Origin of the sequence: Actinoplanes sp. KI2, from assembly GCF_025630775.1 — a bacterium.
GTDB lineage: Bacteria > Actinomycetota > Actinomycetes > Mycobacteriales > Micromonosporaceae > Actinoplanes.
This window is the reverse complement of record NZ_JAOSZE010000005.1, coordinates 173,685-189,465: the sequence shown is the minus strand read 5'-3', so window position 1 is coordinate 189,465 and position 15,781 is coordinate 173,685. Positions and strand designations below refer to the sequence as shown.

Below are 15,781 nucleotides of genomic sequence, written 5' to 3'. Positions count from 1 at the left end.
TCCGGTCCGTCAAAGGCTATGACGGACGCCGAGCGGAGAGTGTGACGATGAGCGAGCTGGAGATCCTGGCGGCACGGTTCGAGGCCGACCGGGGGCACCTGCGGCAGGTGGCGCAGCGGATCCTGGGATCGGCGCACGAGGCCGACGACGCGGTGCAGGAGGCCTGGGTGCGGCTGAGCCGCTCGGACACCACCGAGGTGGACAACCTGACCGGCTGGCTGACCACGGTCGTCTCCCGGGTCTGCCTGGACATGCTGCGCTCGCGTCAGGCCCGCCGGGAGGACCCGGCCGAGCTGCCGGTGGTGGCCGCCGAGACCGCCGACCCGGAGCAGGAGGCGGTGCTGGCCGACGCGCTCGGCCCGGCGCTGCTGCTGGTGCTGGACACGCTCGGGCCCCGGGAACGGCTCGCGTTCGTGCTGCACGACATGTTCGCGGTGCCGTTCCCGGAGATCGCCGAGATCATCGGGGCGTCGCCGGCGGTGGCCCGGCAGCTCGCCAGCCGGGCCCGGCGGCGGGTGCAGGGTAGTGACCCCGCCATCGAGGGAGAGATCGGCCGAAAGCGCGAAATAGTGGATGCGTTCTTGGCGGCGGCGCGCGGTGGGGACTTCTCGGCGCTGCTGGAGCTGCTCGATCCGTCGGTGCAACTGCGCGCCGACGCCGCGGCGGTCACGATGGGCGTGAGCGCCCTGGTGAGCGGCCCGAGCGAGGTGGCCGGGGTCTTCAACGGGCGGGCCAAGGCGCTGCGGACCGCGCTCATCGACGGCCTGCCCGGCCTGGTGTGGGCGCTGCGCGGCGAGCCGAAGGTGGCGTTCGTCTTCACGATCGAGGGCGGCCACGTCACCGGGATCGAGCAGCTTGCCGACCCGGCGACCCTGGCCGCCCTCGAGATCGAGTTTGTCTAGCTCTAGATCTGAGCCAACGAACCCTCGTACATCTTGTCGATCTGAGTGGCGAAGTTGGTCTCCACGCTCCGCCGCTTGATCTTCATGGACGGGGTGATCTCGCCGGCCTCGATGCTCAGGTCGCGCGGCAGGATGGCGAACTTCTTCACCGTCTCCCACCGGTTGAGCTTGGTGTTCAGCTCCTGTACGTAGCCGTCGATCAGCTCCTGGACCTGGGCCGAGGCGACCACGTCCGCGTACGGCTTGCCGTCGAGCGGGCCGCCCTTGGCCCAGGAGACGATCGCGTCCTCGTCCAGCGAGATCAGCATGCTCACGTAGTTGCGGGCCTGTCCGATGATCACCGCCTGCGAGGTGTACGGGCAGACCGCCTTGAACATGCCCTCGATCGCCGACGGCGCAATGTACTTACCGCCGGACGTCTTGACCAGGTCTTTCTTGCGGTCGGTGATCATCAGGAAGCCGTCCGCGTCGATCTCGCCGATGTCACCGGTACGCAGGAAGCCGTCCTCGGTGAACGCCTCCGCCGTCTCCTGCGGGAGATCGTGGTAGCCCTTCATCACCGGCGCGCCACGCAGCAGGACCTCGCCGTCCGAGTCGATCTTGCACTCCAGGTCGCCGAGGGCCTGCCCGACCGTACCGATCTTGAGCTTGCCCATCCGGTTCACGAAGTTGCCGGCGCTGGTCTCGGTCATGCCGTACCCCTCCATGATCGGAAGGTTCGCGGCCGCGAAGAACTCGGCGATGTCCCGGCTCAGCGGCGCCGAACCGCTGACCAGCACCCGCAGCTTGCCGCCGAGCCGGTTCTGCAGCTTCGAGAAGACCAGCTTCTCGGCCACCGCGTACTTCAGCTTGAGGGCTGCCGGCAGCGGCTTGCCGGCCTGCTCGAGCGCGACCTTCTGCTTGCCGGTGGCCACCGCCCAGCTGAAGATCTTGGCCTTGGCGCCGCCCGCCTCCAGCGCGGTCGTGACGGTCTTGTTGTAGACCTTCTCGAAGATGCGGGGCGCGGCGCACATCAGCGTCGGCTGGACCATGGCCAGCATGTCGACCAGCTTGTCGACCCGGCCGTCGATGTAGGTGGGCACGCCGACGTGGATGATGCCGCAGAGCAGCGTCTTGCCGAACGAGTGCGACAGCGGCAGCCACAGGTATTGCAGGTCGGTCGACTCGAACAGCCCGAGATCCTCCTGGGCGACGCCCTCCCAGGTCCAGCCCTTGTGCAGCAGCTGGACGCCCTTGGGCCGGCCGGTGGTGCCGGAGGTGTAGATGAGCGTGGCGAGGTGGTCGGGGCCGACCCCGGCGACGATCTCGTCGATCATCGTGGGGTTGTCGCGCAGGGCCGCGGCGCCGCGCTCCTCCAGCTCGGCGAGGGTCAGCTGCGGCGGGGTGGCGCCCGCGTCGGCCGGGCCGTCGAGCAGCACCACGTGGGTGACGCTGGTCTCGGCGCCGGAGATCTTGAGGGCCTGCTTCGGGTTCTCCGCGATCAGCACCTTTGATCCCGAGTTGGCCACGATGTAGCTCGCGTCCTCGGGCTCGGTGGTCGGGTACACCGTCGTCGTGGCGCCCCCGGCGCAGTTGATGCCGAGGTCGGCGAGCACCCACTCGTACCGGGTGCCGGCCAGGATCGCGACCCGGTCCTCGAGGCCCACGCCCAGCTCGTGCAGGCCGGCCGCGATCGCCTTGGCCCGCTCGCCCACCTGCGACCAGGTGTGCCAGACCATGCCGGTGTCGTCCGCCGTCGGCGTCGCGAACGCCTGACCGTTCGGAGTCGCCGCCACGCGCTTCAAGAACATGTCGGGAATCGATCGGTAAGGAACCTCGAGAGCCATCGGGCGCCGCCTTTTGCACTTGAGCCGGGGGACGGGGGTTAAGCGTTTGTTACCGCAGAGTATTGAAAGTGCGGTCAACAGGCTAGTACCACGCCACGCTGGTCAGTTTATCGACGAACCCGCCGGTAGCCTCGCGAAGTATGAGCGTCATTGTGCTAGGCGGTACCGGGATCGACACCGTCGTCCCGGTGCCCGGCCTTCCCGTGCTGGGTGCCGACTCGGCCCGGCCGACCGGACCCATCCACGACGACGTGTCCCACACGGGTACCTGCGTGGCGCTGGCGCTGCGGGCGCTCGGCGTACCGGTGGCGCTCGCCGACGCGATCGGCGACGACGACGCCGGACGCCGGGTGACCTCGGCCTTTGCCGCCTGGGGGATACCCCTGCACGCGGCGGTCTCGCCGGGCGGCACCCGTCGCGCGGTCAACCTGATGAGCCCCGACGGGCGCCGCCTGTCGATCTACGACGGCCGCGACGTCCCCGGCTACCGCCTGCCGCCGGAGACGTACGCGGAGCCGCTCGCCGCCGCCCGCCACGCCCACGTGACAATCATGGACTGGGCCCGGTTCCTGCTGCCGGTGCTGCGCGAGGCGGGGTGCACGATCTCCACCGATCTGCACGACTGGGACGGGGTGAACCCGTACCACCGGGATTTCGCGCTCGGCGCCGACCTGGTGTTCATGAGCGCGGTCCAGCTGGCTGCGGGCGCGGCCGAGCGGGTGCTGGCCGACGGGGTGGCGTCGCACGTGGTGGTCACCGACGGGGCCGAGGGGGCGACGCTGTACACCCGGGCCGGGTCCCGGCATCAGGCCGCCGCGGATCCGGGGGCGCCGGTGGTGGACACCAACGGGGCGGGCGACGCCTTCGCGGCCGCCTTTCTGGCGGCCTTCCTGGCGGGTGCGGCGGACGAGGTCTGCCTGCGGGAGGCGGCGGTTGCGGGGGCCTTCGCCTGTACCCGGGCGGTCGGTGCGGAAAGCTTCATCGACCGGGCGACGCTGCGGGCCCGGGTCGACGGCCGGCTGGCGGACGCCTAGGTAGGTGCGGGCTCCTCCAGGGGGCGCATGGTCCGGATGCCGGCGGCCAGGGTGGCGGTCAAGGCGGCCAGGGCCACCGACGCGGCGAAGACGAGGATCGTGCGAGAGCTGCCCCAGGCCGTGACGAAGACGCCGGAGAGCAGCGGGGCCGCGGCGGAGGCGGACATGGCGGCGAGGAAGATGACGCTCAGGACTCGGCCCTGCAGGTGGTCGGGGGTGATGGCGGCCTGGTAGCCGAAGAGGGCGGCATTGCAGGACGGGCCGAGGAACACCGCGAGCGCCACCGGGACGGCGGCGGCGATGCCGGTGAGCCACGCGCTGGCCACCAGGACGCCGGCGGCGGCCCAGCAGATGACGCGGATCAGGCGGGTGAACGGGAGCCAGCGCTGGAGCGCCGGGGCCACGAAGGCGCCGGCCAGGCCGCCGACGCCGACGATCGTCTCGGTCAGGCCGATCACGCCGGGTTCGACGCGGTGGTGCTGGAGGGTCACGATGATCGTGAAGATGGCGCCGTTCAGGGCGAAGTTCAGTGGGGCGGCGATGATCAGGACGGCGCGCAGGAACGGGTTGCCGAAGACGAAGCGCAGTCCCTCGGCCAGGGCGGCGGCGTGGCCGGGCGGCCGATCGTCGCGTTCGGCCTGGAGCGGGCGGCGGATCAGCGCGACGCCGGCGAACGACACCAGGTAGGACAGGGCGTTGCCGACGAAGGGGAGTGCCGGGGCGATGCCGAAGAGCACGCCGCCCAGCGGAGGGCCGGCCAGCGAGGCGCCGTAGCTGCGGGCCTCGTTGCGGGCCACCGCGGAGGGCAGCTGGGACCTGGGCACGATGCTGCGGATCGAGGCGAGCTCGATGGTGTTGAACAGCGCGGTGCAGCAGGCGTCCAGGACCGTGACCGCGATGATCACCGCGAGGTCGGCGCGGCCGGTCACGACCGCGGCGGCCAGCAGCAGGAACGCGATCAGGCGGACCACGTCGCAGGCGAGCAGGGCGCGGCGGCGGTCGATCCGGTCGGCGAGGACGCCGGCCGGCAGGCGCATGGCGAGCTTGACGACCAGGGCGGTGGTGCCGACCGCGCCGGCCTTGACCGCGGAGCCGGTCCGTTCGAGCACCAGCAGCGGGACGGCCAGTTGGGCGACGGCGCTGCCGAGGTCGGAGAGCGACTGGCTGGACCACAGGAGGTTGAACTCCCGGTTACGCCAGAGAGTGGTGGTCACGGCACGCCGCTCGGTGGCAGAAGGGTCACCTAGCGTAAGGTATTTACCGACGCCGATTAATGCAACAGCCGGGAGCGGTCGGCGGGCCGTCTCCGTGTTCGTGGCACGTCAGCGCGACGACCCCCGTTCCGTATGCACGGAGCCTATTTGACCTTTGCCGGGCGCCCGGCATATCGCTTTGCCCATATCAGAATGGGGCGGTGGATCTGGTCATCGAGGCGTTCCCGGCGGGCGAGAAGACCGTGGCCGTCTATCGTGCGCTGCGGGCGGCCATTGTGGACGGCCGGCTGCCGCGCGGGCATCGGCTGCCCGCCACCCGTACCCTCGCGATCGATCTCGGGGTTTCCCGGGGAAGCGTGGCGACCGCCTACGAACGCCTGGTGGCGGAGGGCTACCTGACGTCGCGGGTCGGGTCGGGCACGTTCGTGGCCTCGGTGGCCGCGTCCCGGCCGGCCCGCGCAGCGGCGGCCGATCCGCTGCGGCCGCGCCGCGGATGGGCGATCGAACCGGCGCCGGCGAGCGCGGACACGGCGACGCCCCGGTACGACTTCCGCACCGGGATTCCGGACGCGCGGCTGTTCCCGTTCGACACCTGGCGCCGGTTGGTGGCCGCCGAGATGCGGCCGGGCGCGAACCACCCGGGGGTCTACGCCGGGCCGGAGGGGCATCCGGCGCTGCGGGCGGCGATCGCGCGTTATCTCGGGTACGCCCGGTCGGTGCGGGTGTCGGCCGACGACGTCGTGGTCACCAACGGCACGCAGCACGCGCTCGACCTGGTGGCGCGGGTGCTGCTGCGAGCCGGCGACGTGGTGGCCGTCGAGGAGCCGGGATATCCGCCGCCCCGACGGCTCTTCGAGGCGCTCGGCTGCCGCGTGGTGGGGGTGCCGGTCGACGAGGAGGGCCTGGTCGTGACGGCGCTGCCGGCGGGGTGCCGGCTCGTCTATGCGACGCCGTCGCACCAGTTCCCGCTCGGCCGGGCGATGAGCCTCGCCCGGCGGCGGGAGCTGCTCGACTGGGCCGCCCGCCGGCCGGTGGCGATCGTCGAGGACGACTACGACAGCGAGTTCCGGTTCTCGGCCCGGCCGCTCGAGCCGCTGTTCAGCCTGGACGAAGCCGGGCGGGTGATCTACGCGGGCACCTTTTCCAAGAGCATGATTCCGGCCGTACGCACGGGGTTCGTCCTCGTTCCGCCGGGGCTGCGGGCGGCGGTGGCCGCGGCGCGGCAGCTGAACGACGGGTACGGGTCGCCGCCGCTGCAAGCGGCCCTGGCCCGGTTCATCGACGAGGGTCTGCTCGCCCGGCACGTCCGGCGGGCCGGGCGGAACTACGGCCGGCGGCATGCGGAGATCTGCGCGCACCTGTCGGCGATGCCGGAACTGGAGGTGCTGCCGGCGTCGGCCGGCCTGCACGTGACCGCGCTGCTGCGGCGGGGCCACGCGGCTCCGGTGGTGGCAGCGGCCGGGAAGAGCGGACTGGCCATCGAGGACCTCGGCCGCTACGCCACCTCGCAGGAGGGCTTTGTGGTCGGGTTCGGCGCGATCGACCCCGCGCTGATCGGCGAGGGGATGGCGATCTTCGCCGGTCTCCTCGCCCGCCACGCCTGATAGGCGACCGCCCCGGCCGCCACCGCCAGGCTGAGCAGCGCCGGCCTCCCGGTCAGCACCAGCAGCCCGAGCACCGCCGCGAACGCCACCGCGGCCCACGTCCGGGACGGTCCGGCCGGCAGCAGCCGCAGCGCCGCCGCCGTGCCCAGCACGTACACCAGCGTGAAGCACCCGGTGACCAGCAGCATCGAGGTCTGCAGCCGGACCGGCAGCGCCACCGCGCCCAGGCTCGCCACCAGCACGAAGGTCAGCGACCGCCGGGTGGTGCCGAACACCCTCGGCGGCAGCGCGCCGTCCCGGGCCAGCGCCGCGCCGAGCCGGGACGCGCCGGCCAGGTACGCGTTGACCGCGCCGACCGTGAGCAGCACTGCGACGACCGCCGTGACGATCCGGACCGGGCCGCCGACGCCGACCGCGAGCAGGTCGGCCAGCGGCGCCGGGCTCTGCCCCAGGGCCGGCCCGAGCACGAGCACGCTGGTCGCCGCGACGGCCAGGTAGAGCACCCCGACCACGGCGACCGCGATCGCGGTGGCCCGCGGCACGTCCCGCCGCGGGTTGCGGTAGTCGGGCGAGAGCGACGACACCGCCTCCCACCCGGCGAAGCCCCAGACCAGCACCGCCGCGGCCGCCCCGATCCCGGCCACGCCGTGCGGCGCGAACGGGGTCAGGTTGTGCCAGTTGGTGTGCGGCAGCGCGGTCACCACCGTGACCAGCAGCAGGACGGCCAGCGTTCCGGTGAGCCACAGCTGGACCCGGCCGGAGACCCGCAGGCCGAACCAGTTCATCAGATAGACCACGCCGACGATCGCCAGGAAGGTGGCGATCACCGTACGGCGGCCGCCGCCGAGCACGTCGGCCACGTAGTTGCCGGCGAACGCGGCCGCGGCCGGCGCGCCCAGCGGCACGGCGAAGTAGAAACACCAGCCGACCGCGGCCGCCGCCCGGGCACCGAAGGCGAGCCGGACGTACGTGGCGACGCCGCCGCCGTCCGGGTACCGCGCGCCGAGCGCCGCGAACGTCCGGGCCAGCGGCGCCGAGAGCAGGATCAGCGCGGCCCAGCTGACCAGCGAGGACGGGCCCGCCACGCCGGCCGCGAGGGCGGGCATCGAGATCACGCCGGTGCCGAGGACGGCGCCGACGCTGAGCGCGGTGCCCTGCGCCACGGTGAGTTTCATGGGTCGAACCTACGGCCCGATTGGCTCGACGTCTGGGCCAATCCGGTGCCAGTGGCTTGGTCCAATAGCTAGACCCCGAGATTCGCCGCGCGCAGCCGCTCGGCCTGCTCGGCCGGGCCCTCGACCTCGGCCCGGGCCGCCCCCTGCCGGCCGGAGAGGAACAGGGCCAGCTCGCCGGCCGGCGCGACGACCATCAGCTGAGCGCTCTCGCCGCCGACCGTGAACTCGCCGTAGCCGTTCGCCTCGCGGATCCGCACCGGCATCCGCACCCGGCGCAGCGCCATCTTGCCGGTGAACTGCACGGCCCGCCAGATCGCTCGGGCGTGGTCCTCGGCCAGGTCGCGCGGCTGCCAGCCGGCCACGCCCCGGCGTACGTCCTCGTGGTGGACGAAGAACTCCACCGTGTTGGTGAGCTCGTCCAGCAGCGGGTTGCTGACCAGGCTCCACCAGGGTGGGTTCCGCACGTCGGCGACGATCTCGGGGAACGGGCGGGCGGCGGTGGCGCGCCGAATGCGCTCGCCGTGCTCGCGCAGCGGTGGCAGGATCACCCCGGCCGCCGCGTCCGGCCGGCGCTCGCGCACGACCAGGTGCGCGGCGAGGTCGCGGGTGGTCCAGCCGGTGCAGAGTGTCGGCTGGTCGGGGCCGACCTGAAGCAGGAGGTCGGCGAGGCGCTGACGCTCTTCTCGGGCAAACGCAGTCACGAACGTGATGGTAGACACATTGTCACGGGTGTAAACGGCGGCAGGATTGTTCGGTAAGGCCGGTGCTCCCGGCGAAGGCTTACACATCGGGTTGGGACATTGAGCAGCAGCAGGGCCAGCCGGGACGTGCTGGGACGGGGACTGCGGGTGCTCGGGCAAGCGATTCGGGACGAGCCGCGCCTGTTCACCGTCGGGGTCGTCGGCAGCAGCCTCTTCGGGTTGCTGATCATCGCCAACTCGTACGTCGTCGGCGCGGTCGTCGGGCACGTGGTGGTGCCCGCCTTCGCCGATCAGCACGTCCGGGCCGGCACGCTGGCGCTGGTCGCCGCGGTCTTCCTCGGGATCAGCGCGCTGCGGGTGGCCAGCATCTTCGGCCGCCGGCTCGGCGCCGGGTTCATGCAGTTCCGGCTGCAGGCCCGCTATCGCCGCGCGGTGACCCGCCGCTACCTGTCGCTGCCGCCGTCCTGGCACCAGTCGCACGCCACCGGCACCCTGCTGTCCAACGCGAACTCGGACGTGGAGGCCGCGTTCGTGCCGATCGCGCCGCTGCCGTTCGCGGTCGGCACGATCGTGATGGTGCTGGCCGCGGTGCTCGCGCTGTTTCTCACCGACTGGGTGCTGGCGCTGGTCGGGGTGGCGCTGTTCCCGGCCCTGTTCGGGCTGAACGTGGTCTACTCCCGGCACATGTCGCCCCGGCAGATCCGGGCCCAGCACATGCGCGCGAAGGTCAGTGCGGTGGCGCACGAGAGCTTCGACGGCGCGCTCGTGGTCAAGACGATGGGCCGCGAGGAGGACGAGTCCCGCCGGTTCGCGGTGTTCGTGACCGAGCTGCGCGACGCTCTGATCTCGGTGGGGCGGCTGCGCGGCCTGTTCGACCCGGTGATGGACAGCCTGCCCAGCGTCGGCACCCTGGCGGTGCTGCTGCTCGGGGCGTGGCGGCTGCAATCCGGGGCGATCAGCGTGTCCGAGCTGGTCACCGTCGCGTTCCTGTTCACCGTGCTGGCGTTCCCGGTGCGGGCGATCGGCTGGGTGGTCGCCGAGCTGCCGCGCAGCGTCGCCGGCTGGGATCGCGTGCAGGCGGTTTTGAGTAGCACCGGCGATCTGCACTACGGCCCGATAAAGCTGGAAAAATCGGGCGAAGCGGCGGCTTTGGCGTTTGAGAACGTCGATTTCCGGTACGGGGACGGCCCGCTGGTCCTGAACGGCGTGTCCTTCACCGTCCCGGCGGGGAAGACCGTCGCCCTGGTCGGCCCGACCGGATCCGGCAAATCAACCATCGCCTCGCTGGCCATCCGCCTGGTCGACCCGGCCGACGGCACGATCCGGCTGGACGGCGAAGCGCTGCCGTCGCTGACCGAGGCGTCGCTGGCGGGCACGGCCGCGCTCGTACCGCAAATTCCGTTTGTTTTCGATGACACCGTGCGCGGCAACGTGACCCTCGAGCGGGACGGGGTCGGCGAGGACGACGCCTGGCGGGCGCTGCGCCTGGCCCAGGCCGACCGGTTCGTCGAGAAGCTGCCCGAGGGCCTGGACACCGCGGTCGGCGAGCGCGGCACGTCCCTCTCCGGCGGCCAGCGCCAGCGGATCACCCTGGCCCGGGCGCTGGCCGGCCGGCCCCGGCTGCTGGTGCTCGACGACGCGACCAGCGCCGTCGACCCGCGGGTGGAGGCGGCCATTCTCGGCTCGCTGCGCGGCCGGGACGCCGGTGCCTCGATCCTGGTGGTGGCGTACCGGCGGGCCACGATCGCGCTGGCCGACGAGGTGATCTACCTGGAGCAGGGCAAGGTGGTCGCCACCGGCACGCACACCGATCTGCTGGCCACCCACCCCGGGTACGCCGACCTGGTGACCGCGTACGAGAAGGCCGAGCAGGAACGGGTCGAGGCATGAGCAGCGCCGAGGGCACCTTTGCGACCGTCAAGCGAGGGCTGTCGCTCTCGCCCGAGCTGCGTCCCGGGCTGGCCGGCACGATCGCGCTGGCCATCGTGCAGATGCTCGGCAAAGTGGCCGTCCCGATCGCCGTGCAGCAGGGCATCGACCACGGCATCCGGGCCGCCGGCGGCCCCGACCTCGGCTACGTCTTCGAGGTCGTGGCGGCCTGCCTCGTGGTCCTGATGATCTCCACGGGGGCCGGCTACCTGATGACCCGCCGGCTGTTCACGGTCAGCGAGACCGCGCTCGGCGCCCTGCGCTCGCGCACCTTCCGGCACATCCACGACCTGTCGATGCTGCACCAGCAGTCCGAACGGCGCGGCTCGATGGTGTCCCGGGTGACCAGCGACGTCGACCAGATCTCCCAGTTCCTGCAGTTCGGCGGCGTGCAACTGCTGCTCTCCTCGGGTCAGCTGCTGGTGTCCACCGTGGTCATGCTCTTCTACTCGTGGCAGCTGACCATCGTCGTGCTGCTCGCCTTCGGCCCGGCGGTCGCGGTGATCCGGCTCTTCCAGAAGCGGCTGGCGGCCGTCTACCGCGCGGTCCGCGAGCGGACCGGCGTCATGCTCGGCGCGGTCGCGGAGAGCGTGGTCGGCGCGATGGTGATCCGGGCGTACGGGGTCTCCGGCCGCACCGGCAAGCGCCTGGACACCTCGATCGAGAGCCTGCGGGTGGCACAGCAGCGGGCCCTGCGCACCAGCGTGACCAGCTTCTCCTCGGGCGAGCTGGGCGCCGGTCTGGCGCTGGCCGCGGTGGTGGTGGTCGGCACGCTGCTCGGCGTCGGCGGTCACCTCACGGTCGGCGAGCTGACCGCGTTCCTGTTCCTGGTGACGCTGTTCATCCAGCCGGTGCAGATCGCGACCGACATGCTCAACGAGGCGCAGAACGCGGTCGCGGGCTGGCGTCGCGTCCTCGATGTGCTTGATCTTTCGCCGGATGTCGCCGACCCGGACGACGAGGGGGTCGCGCTGCCGCCCGGCCCGCTGTCGGTGCGGTTCCGGGACGTGTCGTTCCGCTATCCGGGCGGGCCGATCGTGCTCGCCGACGTCGACCTGACGATGGAGGCGCGCAAGAAGTACGCGGTCGTCGGCGAGACCGGCAGCGGCAAGACCACGTTCGCGAAGCTGCTCACCCGGCTGATGGACCCGGCCTCCGGTGAGGTGCTGCTCTCCGGCACGCCGCTGACGAGCGTGCGCTTCTCGTCGCTGCGCTCGCGGGTGGTGATGGTGCCGCAGGACGGGTTCCTGTTCGACGCGACCATCGCCGAGAACATCCGGTTCGCCGAGCCGTCGCTCACCGACGAGCAGTTGCGGATCGCGTTCGACGAGCTGGGTCTCGCCGACTGGCTGGCCGGCCTGCCCGCCGGGACCCAGACCCCGGTGGGCGAGCGTGGCGAGGCGCTCAGCGTGGGGGAGCGGCAGCTGGTCGCGCTGGTCCGCGCCTACGTCGCCGACCCGGACCTGCTGGTGCTGGACGAGGCGACCAGCGCGGTCGACCCGGCCACCGAGGTACGCCTGCAGCGCGCCCTCGACCTGGTGACCCGCGGCCGGACCACGGTGGCGATCGCGCACCGGCTCTCCACCGCGCAGGCGGCCGACGAGGTGATCGTGGTGGACGCGGGCCGCGTCGTGCAACGCGGCCCGCACGCCGTGCTCGTCGCCGAGGAGGGCTCGATCTACGCCAAGCTCTACGCGTCCTGGCTCGAGCAGACCCGCTCGTCCCATGGCCCTGGCCAAGGCGCCGGTCAGTAGGACGCGCTCTGGCCGACGATCCGGCCGACTCCACCGCCGCGGCTATCGGGCGTAGAACTCCACGACCAGCTGCTCGTCGCAGAGGACCGGGACCTCCCTGCGCTCGGGGACGCGCAGCAGGGTGGTGCGCAGCTCCTCGAGGGCGGTGGACAGGTACGGCGCGGTCGGCCCGTCCAGGTGCGCGCCGGCCGCGGCGACCTGGAACGGCGGCTTCGCCCGGCTCGACTCGCGCGCCTGCACGACCTGCCCCGGCTTGAGCCGGAAGCCCGGCCGGTCCACCTTCTTGCCGTCGACCGTGAAGTGGCCGTGCACGACCAGCTGGCGCGCCTGGTAGATGGTGCGGGCCAGCCCGGCCCGGTGCACCACAGCGTCGAGCCGGCGCTCCAGCAGCGTGACCATGGCCTCGCCGGTCTTGCCCTCGGCGCGGTGGGCGTCCTCGTACGCCTTGCGCATCTGCGCCTCGCTGATGTTGTACTGGTGCCGCAGGCGCTGCTTCTCCAGCAGTCGCACCTGGTAGTCCGAGGCCTTGCGGCGGGCGCGGCCGTGCACGCCGGGCGGGAACGGCCGCTTCTCGAAATACTTCACGCACTTGGGCGTCAGCGGGATGCCGAGGGCACGGGACAGCTTGGCCTTGGGCCGAGAGTTGTTCATGAAGTCTCCGAAGGGTCACTTGCGCTCGAGGCCGGTGCTACGGTTAGCCTCACCTTACTAAGGCAAGCCTAACCCGTCCGCGGAGGTACCAGCCATGCAGCCCACTACTGCCGAGGTCGCCCGCACGATCGCGGCCGGCCACCTGCCGGCGGTCGCGCACATCGCCTGCCGCCCGGGCCCGATCCCGGTGCGCCACGTGACCGACGCTCAGGGCCGGGTGCTGCTGCTCTCCCCGGCCGGCGGGGCCGTCGCGACCGCGCTCCGGCCGCAGCCGGGCGCCGGGGACACGGCGCTGGTGCTGGACGTCACCGACGTGCCGCCGGTCGCCGGCTCGCCCGCGTTCGGCCGGGTCTGGGTCTCCGGCTGGGCGACCCGGCTCGACGGTGACGAGGCCCGGCAGGCCGCGCTCGCCTACGCCGAGATCGACGCCTCCGGTGACCTGCTCGACGTCGGCGAGTCCCAGGTGCTGCACCGGATGGACGTCGCCGAGGTCCGGCACGAGCGCGGCGAGAAGCTGGTCGACGTGGACCCCGACGAGTTCGCGGCGGCCACCCCGGACCCGCTGCGGCAGATCGAGTTCGACCTGATCGCCGACCTGGCCGACCATCACCTGGCCGAGATGAGCGCGTACGTGCGCCGCCAGCTCGGCTCGGCGTTCCAGCCCGAGAGCGAGCCCCGGGTGGTCCGGATGGACCGGTACGGCTTCCTGGTACGCCTCGACGACAGGCTGGCCCGGCTCGCCTTCCCGCGCCCGGTCACCGACCGCCACGACCTGGCCCACCTGCTGCACCCGGTGCTCTGCCACCGCTGCGCCGGCTAGGTCTGTCCGCCCGCGCGATCGGCGGGAGAGATCCTAGGTGGCGGCGTCCCGCTTGAACACCTCGGGCATCGGGTCGTCGAGGAACCGCTGGATGTTCGGCCCGATGGCGGCCACGATCACCTCGCGGTCGGCGCCCGCCAGCGGGTCGATCTTCAGGACGTACCGCGCGACCAGGACGCCGGCGATCTGGGTGGCCACCAGCGACGCGCGCATCGGCGCCTCGGCCGGATCGACGATCAGCTCGCCGATCGCCCGCCGGAGGATCTGCGTGATCACGAACTCGCGCAGCAGCCGGGCCGTCCACTCGTTGGACAGCGCCGACCGGAACATGCCCAGCGCCGCCGAGCCGGCCGGCGAGTCCCAGACGGTCAGGGCGAGCCGGATCAGCCGCTCGCCGGCCTGCGCGCGCGGGCCGGCGAGGGCCTCGGGGATCAACTCGCCCGGGTTGATCGGCGCGTTCATCGAAGCCAGGAACAGCTTCTCCTTCGTACCGAAATAGTGGTGCACGAGGGCCGGGTCGACCCCGGCGTCGCCCGCGATGGCGCGGATCGACGCCTTGTCGAAGCCCTTCTCCGCGAAGTTCCGGCGGGCGGCGTCCAGAATGGACGATCGAGTGTCCTGATTGCCGGGGCGCCGCCCGCTCCGCTTCACCAACGACCTCTCCTAGGGTGTGCGGCGCCGTAGCGTCGCGGCGGCCAGGACCAGCGCGAGCACCGCGGCCCCGGCCACGATGATCACGTCGCGCCACATCGTGGCGGTGGCCTCGGCCGACTTGCCGACCTGCAGGAGCGCGTCGACCGCGTAGGTCAGCGGCAGCACGTTGGAGATCGCCTGCAACCAGCCGGCCATCGCCTCGCGCGGCACGAACAGCCCGCAGAGCAGCAGCTGCGGGATGACCACCACCGGCAGGAACTGTACGGCCTGGAACTCGGTGCGGGCGAAGGCGCTGCAGAACAGGCCGAGCGCCACCCCGAGCACCGCGTCGACCACGGCGATCAGCAGGACCAGCCCGGCGGTGCCCGCGGTGTCCAGCCCGAGCAGCCAGTAGGCCACGCCGGTGGCGACCGCGCCCTGCACCGCCGCCGCCACCGAGAAGGCGATGCCGTACCCGAACAGCAGGTCGACCTTGCCGAGCGGGGTGGTGAGCAGCCGTTCCAGGGTGCCGCTGGTCCGCTCGCGCAGCATCGCGATGCTGGTGACCAGGAACATGATCACGAACGGGAAGATGCCCAGCATGGTCAGCGCGATCCGGTCGAAGAGCAGCGGCACGTCCTCGTACATGTAGTAGAGGATCGTCAGCAGCACGGCCGGCACCACGATGAGCAGCGCCACCGTGCGGCGGTCGTGCCGCAGCTGCCGGACGATGCGCCCGGACGTCGACAGGGTGATCCCGATACTCACGCCGCAACCTCCTCGCGCTCGCGGATCAGGCGCAGGAACGCCTCGTCCAGGTCCTCGGTGCTGGCCGCGGCGCGGACCCCGGCCGGGGTGTCGTCGGCGATCATCTCGCCGTCCCGGATCAGCAGCAGCCGGTCGCACCGACCGGCCTCGTCCATCACGTGGCTGGACACGAGGAGGGTCGTCCCCCGAGCCGCCATCTCATGAAATTTCGCCCACAGGTCGGCGCGGAGCACCGGATCCTGCCCCACCGTCGGCTCGTCCAGCACCAGTACCTCCGGCGAGGCGACCATCGCGCAGGCCAGCGACGCCCGGCTGCGCTGCCCGCCGGACAGGTTCCCGACCAGCTGCCGCGCCGCCGAGGCGAGCCCGACATCCGCGATCGCCTGGTCGGCCTCGGTCGCGCCCAGCCCGTACAGCGAGGCGAAGTACCGCGCGTTCTCCCGCACCGACAGATCCGCATAAACACTCGGGGCCTGCGTCACATACCCGACCGTGCGCCGCAGCGCCGCGCTCCCGGCCGGCTGCCCGAGCACCGTCACGGTGCCCGCCTTGACGATCTGCACCCCGACGACCGCCCGGATCAGCGTCGTCTTGCCGCTGCCGCTCGGCCCGAGCAACCCGGTCACGCTCCCCACCGGGATCGAGCAGTCGATCCCGTGGAGCACGCGCCGCCTCCCCCGCTCCACCACGAGGCCGGACACCTCGATCGCACTCTGGTAATTCATCACACGTTGATTTCACCGCATGTTGAATTCGACGGCAAGAGCAAA

14 protein-coding genes are annotated in these 15,781 nt (G+C 72.0%); 6 read left to right on the top strand and 8 right to left on the bottom strand.

The window, feature by feature from the left end:
- Positions 1-47: 47 nt before the first annotated feature.
- Positions 48-902 (top strand): sigma-70 family RNA polymerase sigma factor, encoded by an 855-nt coding sequence (locus ODJ79_RS07290; protein WP_263022535.1) that lies wholly within the window; start codon positions 48-50, stop codon positions 900-902.
- A 2-nt stretch (positions 903-904) separates the two neighbouring features.
- Here the strand turns inward: ODJ79_RS07290 and ODJ79_RS07285 are convergent, their stop codons facing one another.
- Positions 905-2,728, bottom strand: a complete 1,824-nt coding sequence (locus ODJ79_RS07285; protein ID WP_263022534.1) for an AMP-dependent synthetase/ligase — start codon at positions 2,726-2,728, stop codon at positions 905-907.
- A gap of 140 nt (positions 2,729-2,868) precedes the next feature.
- Between ODJ79_RS07285 and ODJ79_RS07280 the strand changes: the two genes are divergently transcribed.
- Positions 2,869-3,762 carry a carbohydrate kinase family protein gene (locus tag ODJ79_RS07280; protein ID WP_263022533.1) on the top strand — a complete coding sequence of 298 codons (894 nt, stop codon included), beginning with the start codon at positions 2,869-2,871 and terminating at the stop codon, positions 3,760-3,762.
- Here ODJ79_RS07280 and ODJ79_RS07275 read toward each other — a convergent pair.
- Positions 3,759-4,976, bottom strand: coding sequence for an MFS transporter (locus ODJ79_RS07275; protein ID WP_263022532.1), 1,218 nt, complete (start codon positions 4,974-4,976; stop codon positions 3,759-3,761). The genes ODJ79_RS07280 and ODJ79_RS07275 overlap by 4 nt on opposite strands.
- A gap of 200 nt (positions 4,977-5,176) precedes the next feature.
- On the opposite strand from ODJ79_RS07275, the gene ODJ79_RS07270 reads away from it, so the two are divergent.
- Positions 5,177-6,580, top strand: a complete 1,404-nt coding sequence (locus ODJ79_RS07270; RefSeq protein WP_263022531.1) for a PLP-dependent aminotransferase family protein — start codon at positions 5,177-5,179, stop codon at positions 6,578-6,580.
- On the opposite strand, the gene ODJ79_RS07265 is transcribed toward ODJ79_RS07270, so the two are convergent.
- Both ODJ79_RS07265 and ODJ79_RS07260 read right to left on the bottom strand, forming a co-directional pair.
- Complete coding sequence (locus tag ODJ79_RS07265; protein ID WP_263022530.1) at positions 6,472-7,755, bottom strand: APC family permease; 1,284 nt, start codon at positions 7,753-7,755, stop codon at positions 6,472-6,474. The two genes, ODJ79_RS07270 and ODJ79_RS07265, sit on opposite strands and share 109 nt — an antisense overlap.
- A gap of 68 nt (positions 7,756-7,823) precedes the next feature.
- Positions 7,824-8,456 carry a TIGR03085 family metal-binding protein gene (locus tag ODJ79_RS07260; protein ID WP_263022529.1) on the bottom strand — a complete coding sequence of 211 codons (633 nt, stop codon included), beginning with the start codon at positions 8,454-8,456 and terminating at the stop codon, positions 7,824-7,826.
- A gap of 99 nt (positions 8,457-8,555) precedes the next feature.
- On the opposite strand from ODJ79_RS07260, the gene ODJ79_RS07255 reads away from it, so the two are divergent.
- Positions 8,556-10,346: an ABC transporter ATP-binding protein gene (locus tag ODJ79_RS07255; protein ID WP_263022528.1), complete on the top strand. Its 1,791-nt coding sequence runs from the start codon at positions 8,556-8,558 to the stop codon at positions 10,344-10,346.
- Positions 10,343-12,139, top strand: coding sequence for an ABC transporter ATP-binding protein (locus tag ODJ79_RS07250; protein WP_263022527.1), 1,797 nt, complete (start codon positions 10,343-10,345; stop codon positions 12,137-12,139). Before ODJ79_RS07255 ends, ODJ79_RS07250 begins: the two co-directional genes overlap by 4 nt.
- A 42-nt stretch (positions 12,140-12,181) precedes the next feature.
- Here ODJ79_RS07250 and rpsD read toward each other — a convergent pair whose 3' ends face one another.
- Positions 12,182-12,790, bottom strand: a complete 609-nt coding sequence (rpsD, locus tag ODJ79_RS07245) for a 30S ribosomal protein S4 (RefSeq protein WP_263022526.1) — start codon at positions 12,788-12,790, stop codon at positions 12,182-12,184.
- A gap of 94 nt (positions 12,791-12,884) precedes the next feature.
- On the opposite strand from rpsD, the gene ODJ79_RS07240 reads away from it, so the two are divergent.
- Entirely contained in the window at positions 12,885-13,610 is a 726-nt protein-coding gene (locus tag ODJ79_RS07240; RefSeq protein ID WP_263022525.1) for a DUF2470 domain-containing protein, read from the top strand.
- A 33-nt stretch (positions 13,611-13,643) separates the two neighbouring features.
- Here the strand turns inward: ODJ79_RS07240 and ODJ79_RS07235 are convergent, their stop codons facing one another.
- From ODJ79_RS07235 to ODJ79_RS07225, 3 genes are read right to left on the bottom strand one after another with little or no spacing between them, the layout of a single operon-like run.
- Positions 13,644-14,264: a TetR family transcriptional regulator gene (locus tag ODJ79_RS07235; protein ID WP_263022524.1), complete on the bottom strand. Its 621-nt coding sequence runs from the start codon at positions 14,262-14,264 to the stop codon at positions 13,644-13,646.
- 9 nt (positions 14,265-14,273) lie between these two features.
- A complete protein-coding gene (locus tag ODJ79_RS07230; protein ID WP_263022523.1) occupies positions 14,274-15,011 on the bottom strand; it encodes an ABC transporter permease in 738 nt (245 codons plus the stop codon).
- A complete protein-coding gene (locus tag ODJ79_RS07225; RefSeq protein ID WP_263022522.1) occupies positions 15,008-15,736 on the bottom strand; it encodes an ABC transporter ATP-binding protein in 729 nt (242 codons plus the stop codon). Before ODJ79_RS07225 ends, ODJ79_RS07230 begins: the two co-directional genes overlap by 4 nt.
- Positions 15,737-15,781 lie beyond the last annotated feature (45 nt).

Bases quoted from the DNA above. Each gene is read 5' to 3' on its own strand.
- ODJ79_RS07290 (WP_263022535.1), top strand. From the start codon at position 48: ATGAGCGAGCTGGAGATCCTGGCGGCACGGTTCGAGGCCGACCGGGGG.
- ODJ79_RS07285 (WP_263022534.1), bottom strand. From the start codon at position 2,728: ATGGCTCTCGAGGTTCCTTACCGATCGATTCCCGACATGTTCTTGAAG.
- ODJ79_RS07280 (WP_263022533.1), top strand. From the start codon at position 2,869: ATGAGCGTCATTGTGCTAGGCGGTACCGGGATCGACACCGTCGTCCCG.
- ODJ79_RS07265 (WP_263022530.1), bottom strand. From the start codon at position 7,755: ATGAAACTCACCGTGGCGCAGGGCACCGCGCTCAGCGTCGGCGCCGTC.
- ODJ79_RS07250 (WP_263022527.1), top strand. From the start codon at position 10,343: ATGAGCAGCGCCGAGGGCACCTTTGCGACCGTCAAGCGAGGGCTGTCG.
- rpsD (WP_263022526.1), bottom strand. From the start codon at position 12,790: ATGAACAACTCTCGGCCCAAGGCCAAGCTGTCCCGTGCCCTCGGCATC.
- ODJ79_RS07240 (WP_263022525.1), top strand. From the start codon at position 12,885: ATGCAGCCCACTACTGCCGAGGTCGCCCGCACGATCGCGGCCGGCCAC.
- ODJ79_RS07225 (WP_263022522.1), bottom strand. From the start codon at position 15,736: ATGAATTACCAGAGTGCGATCGAGGTGTCCGGCCTCGTGGTGGAGCGG.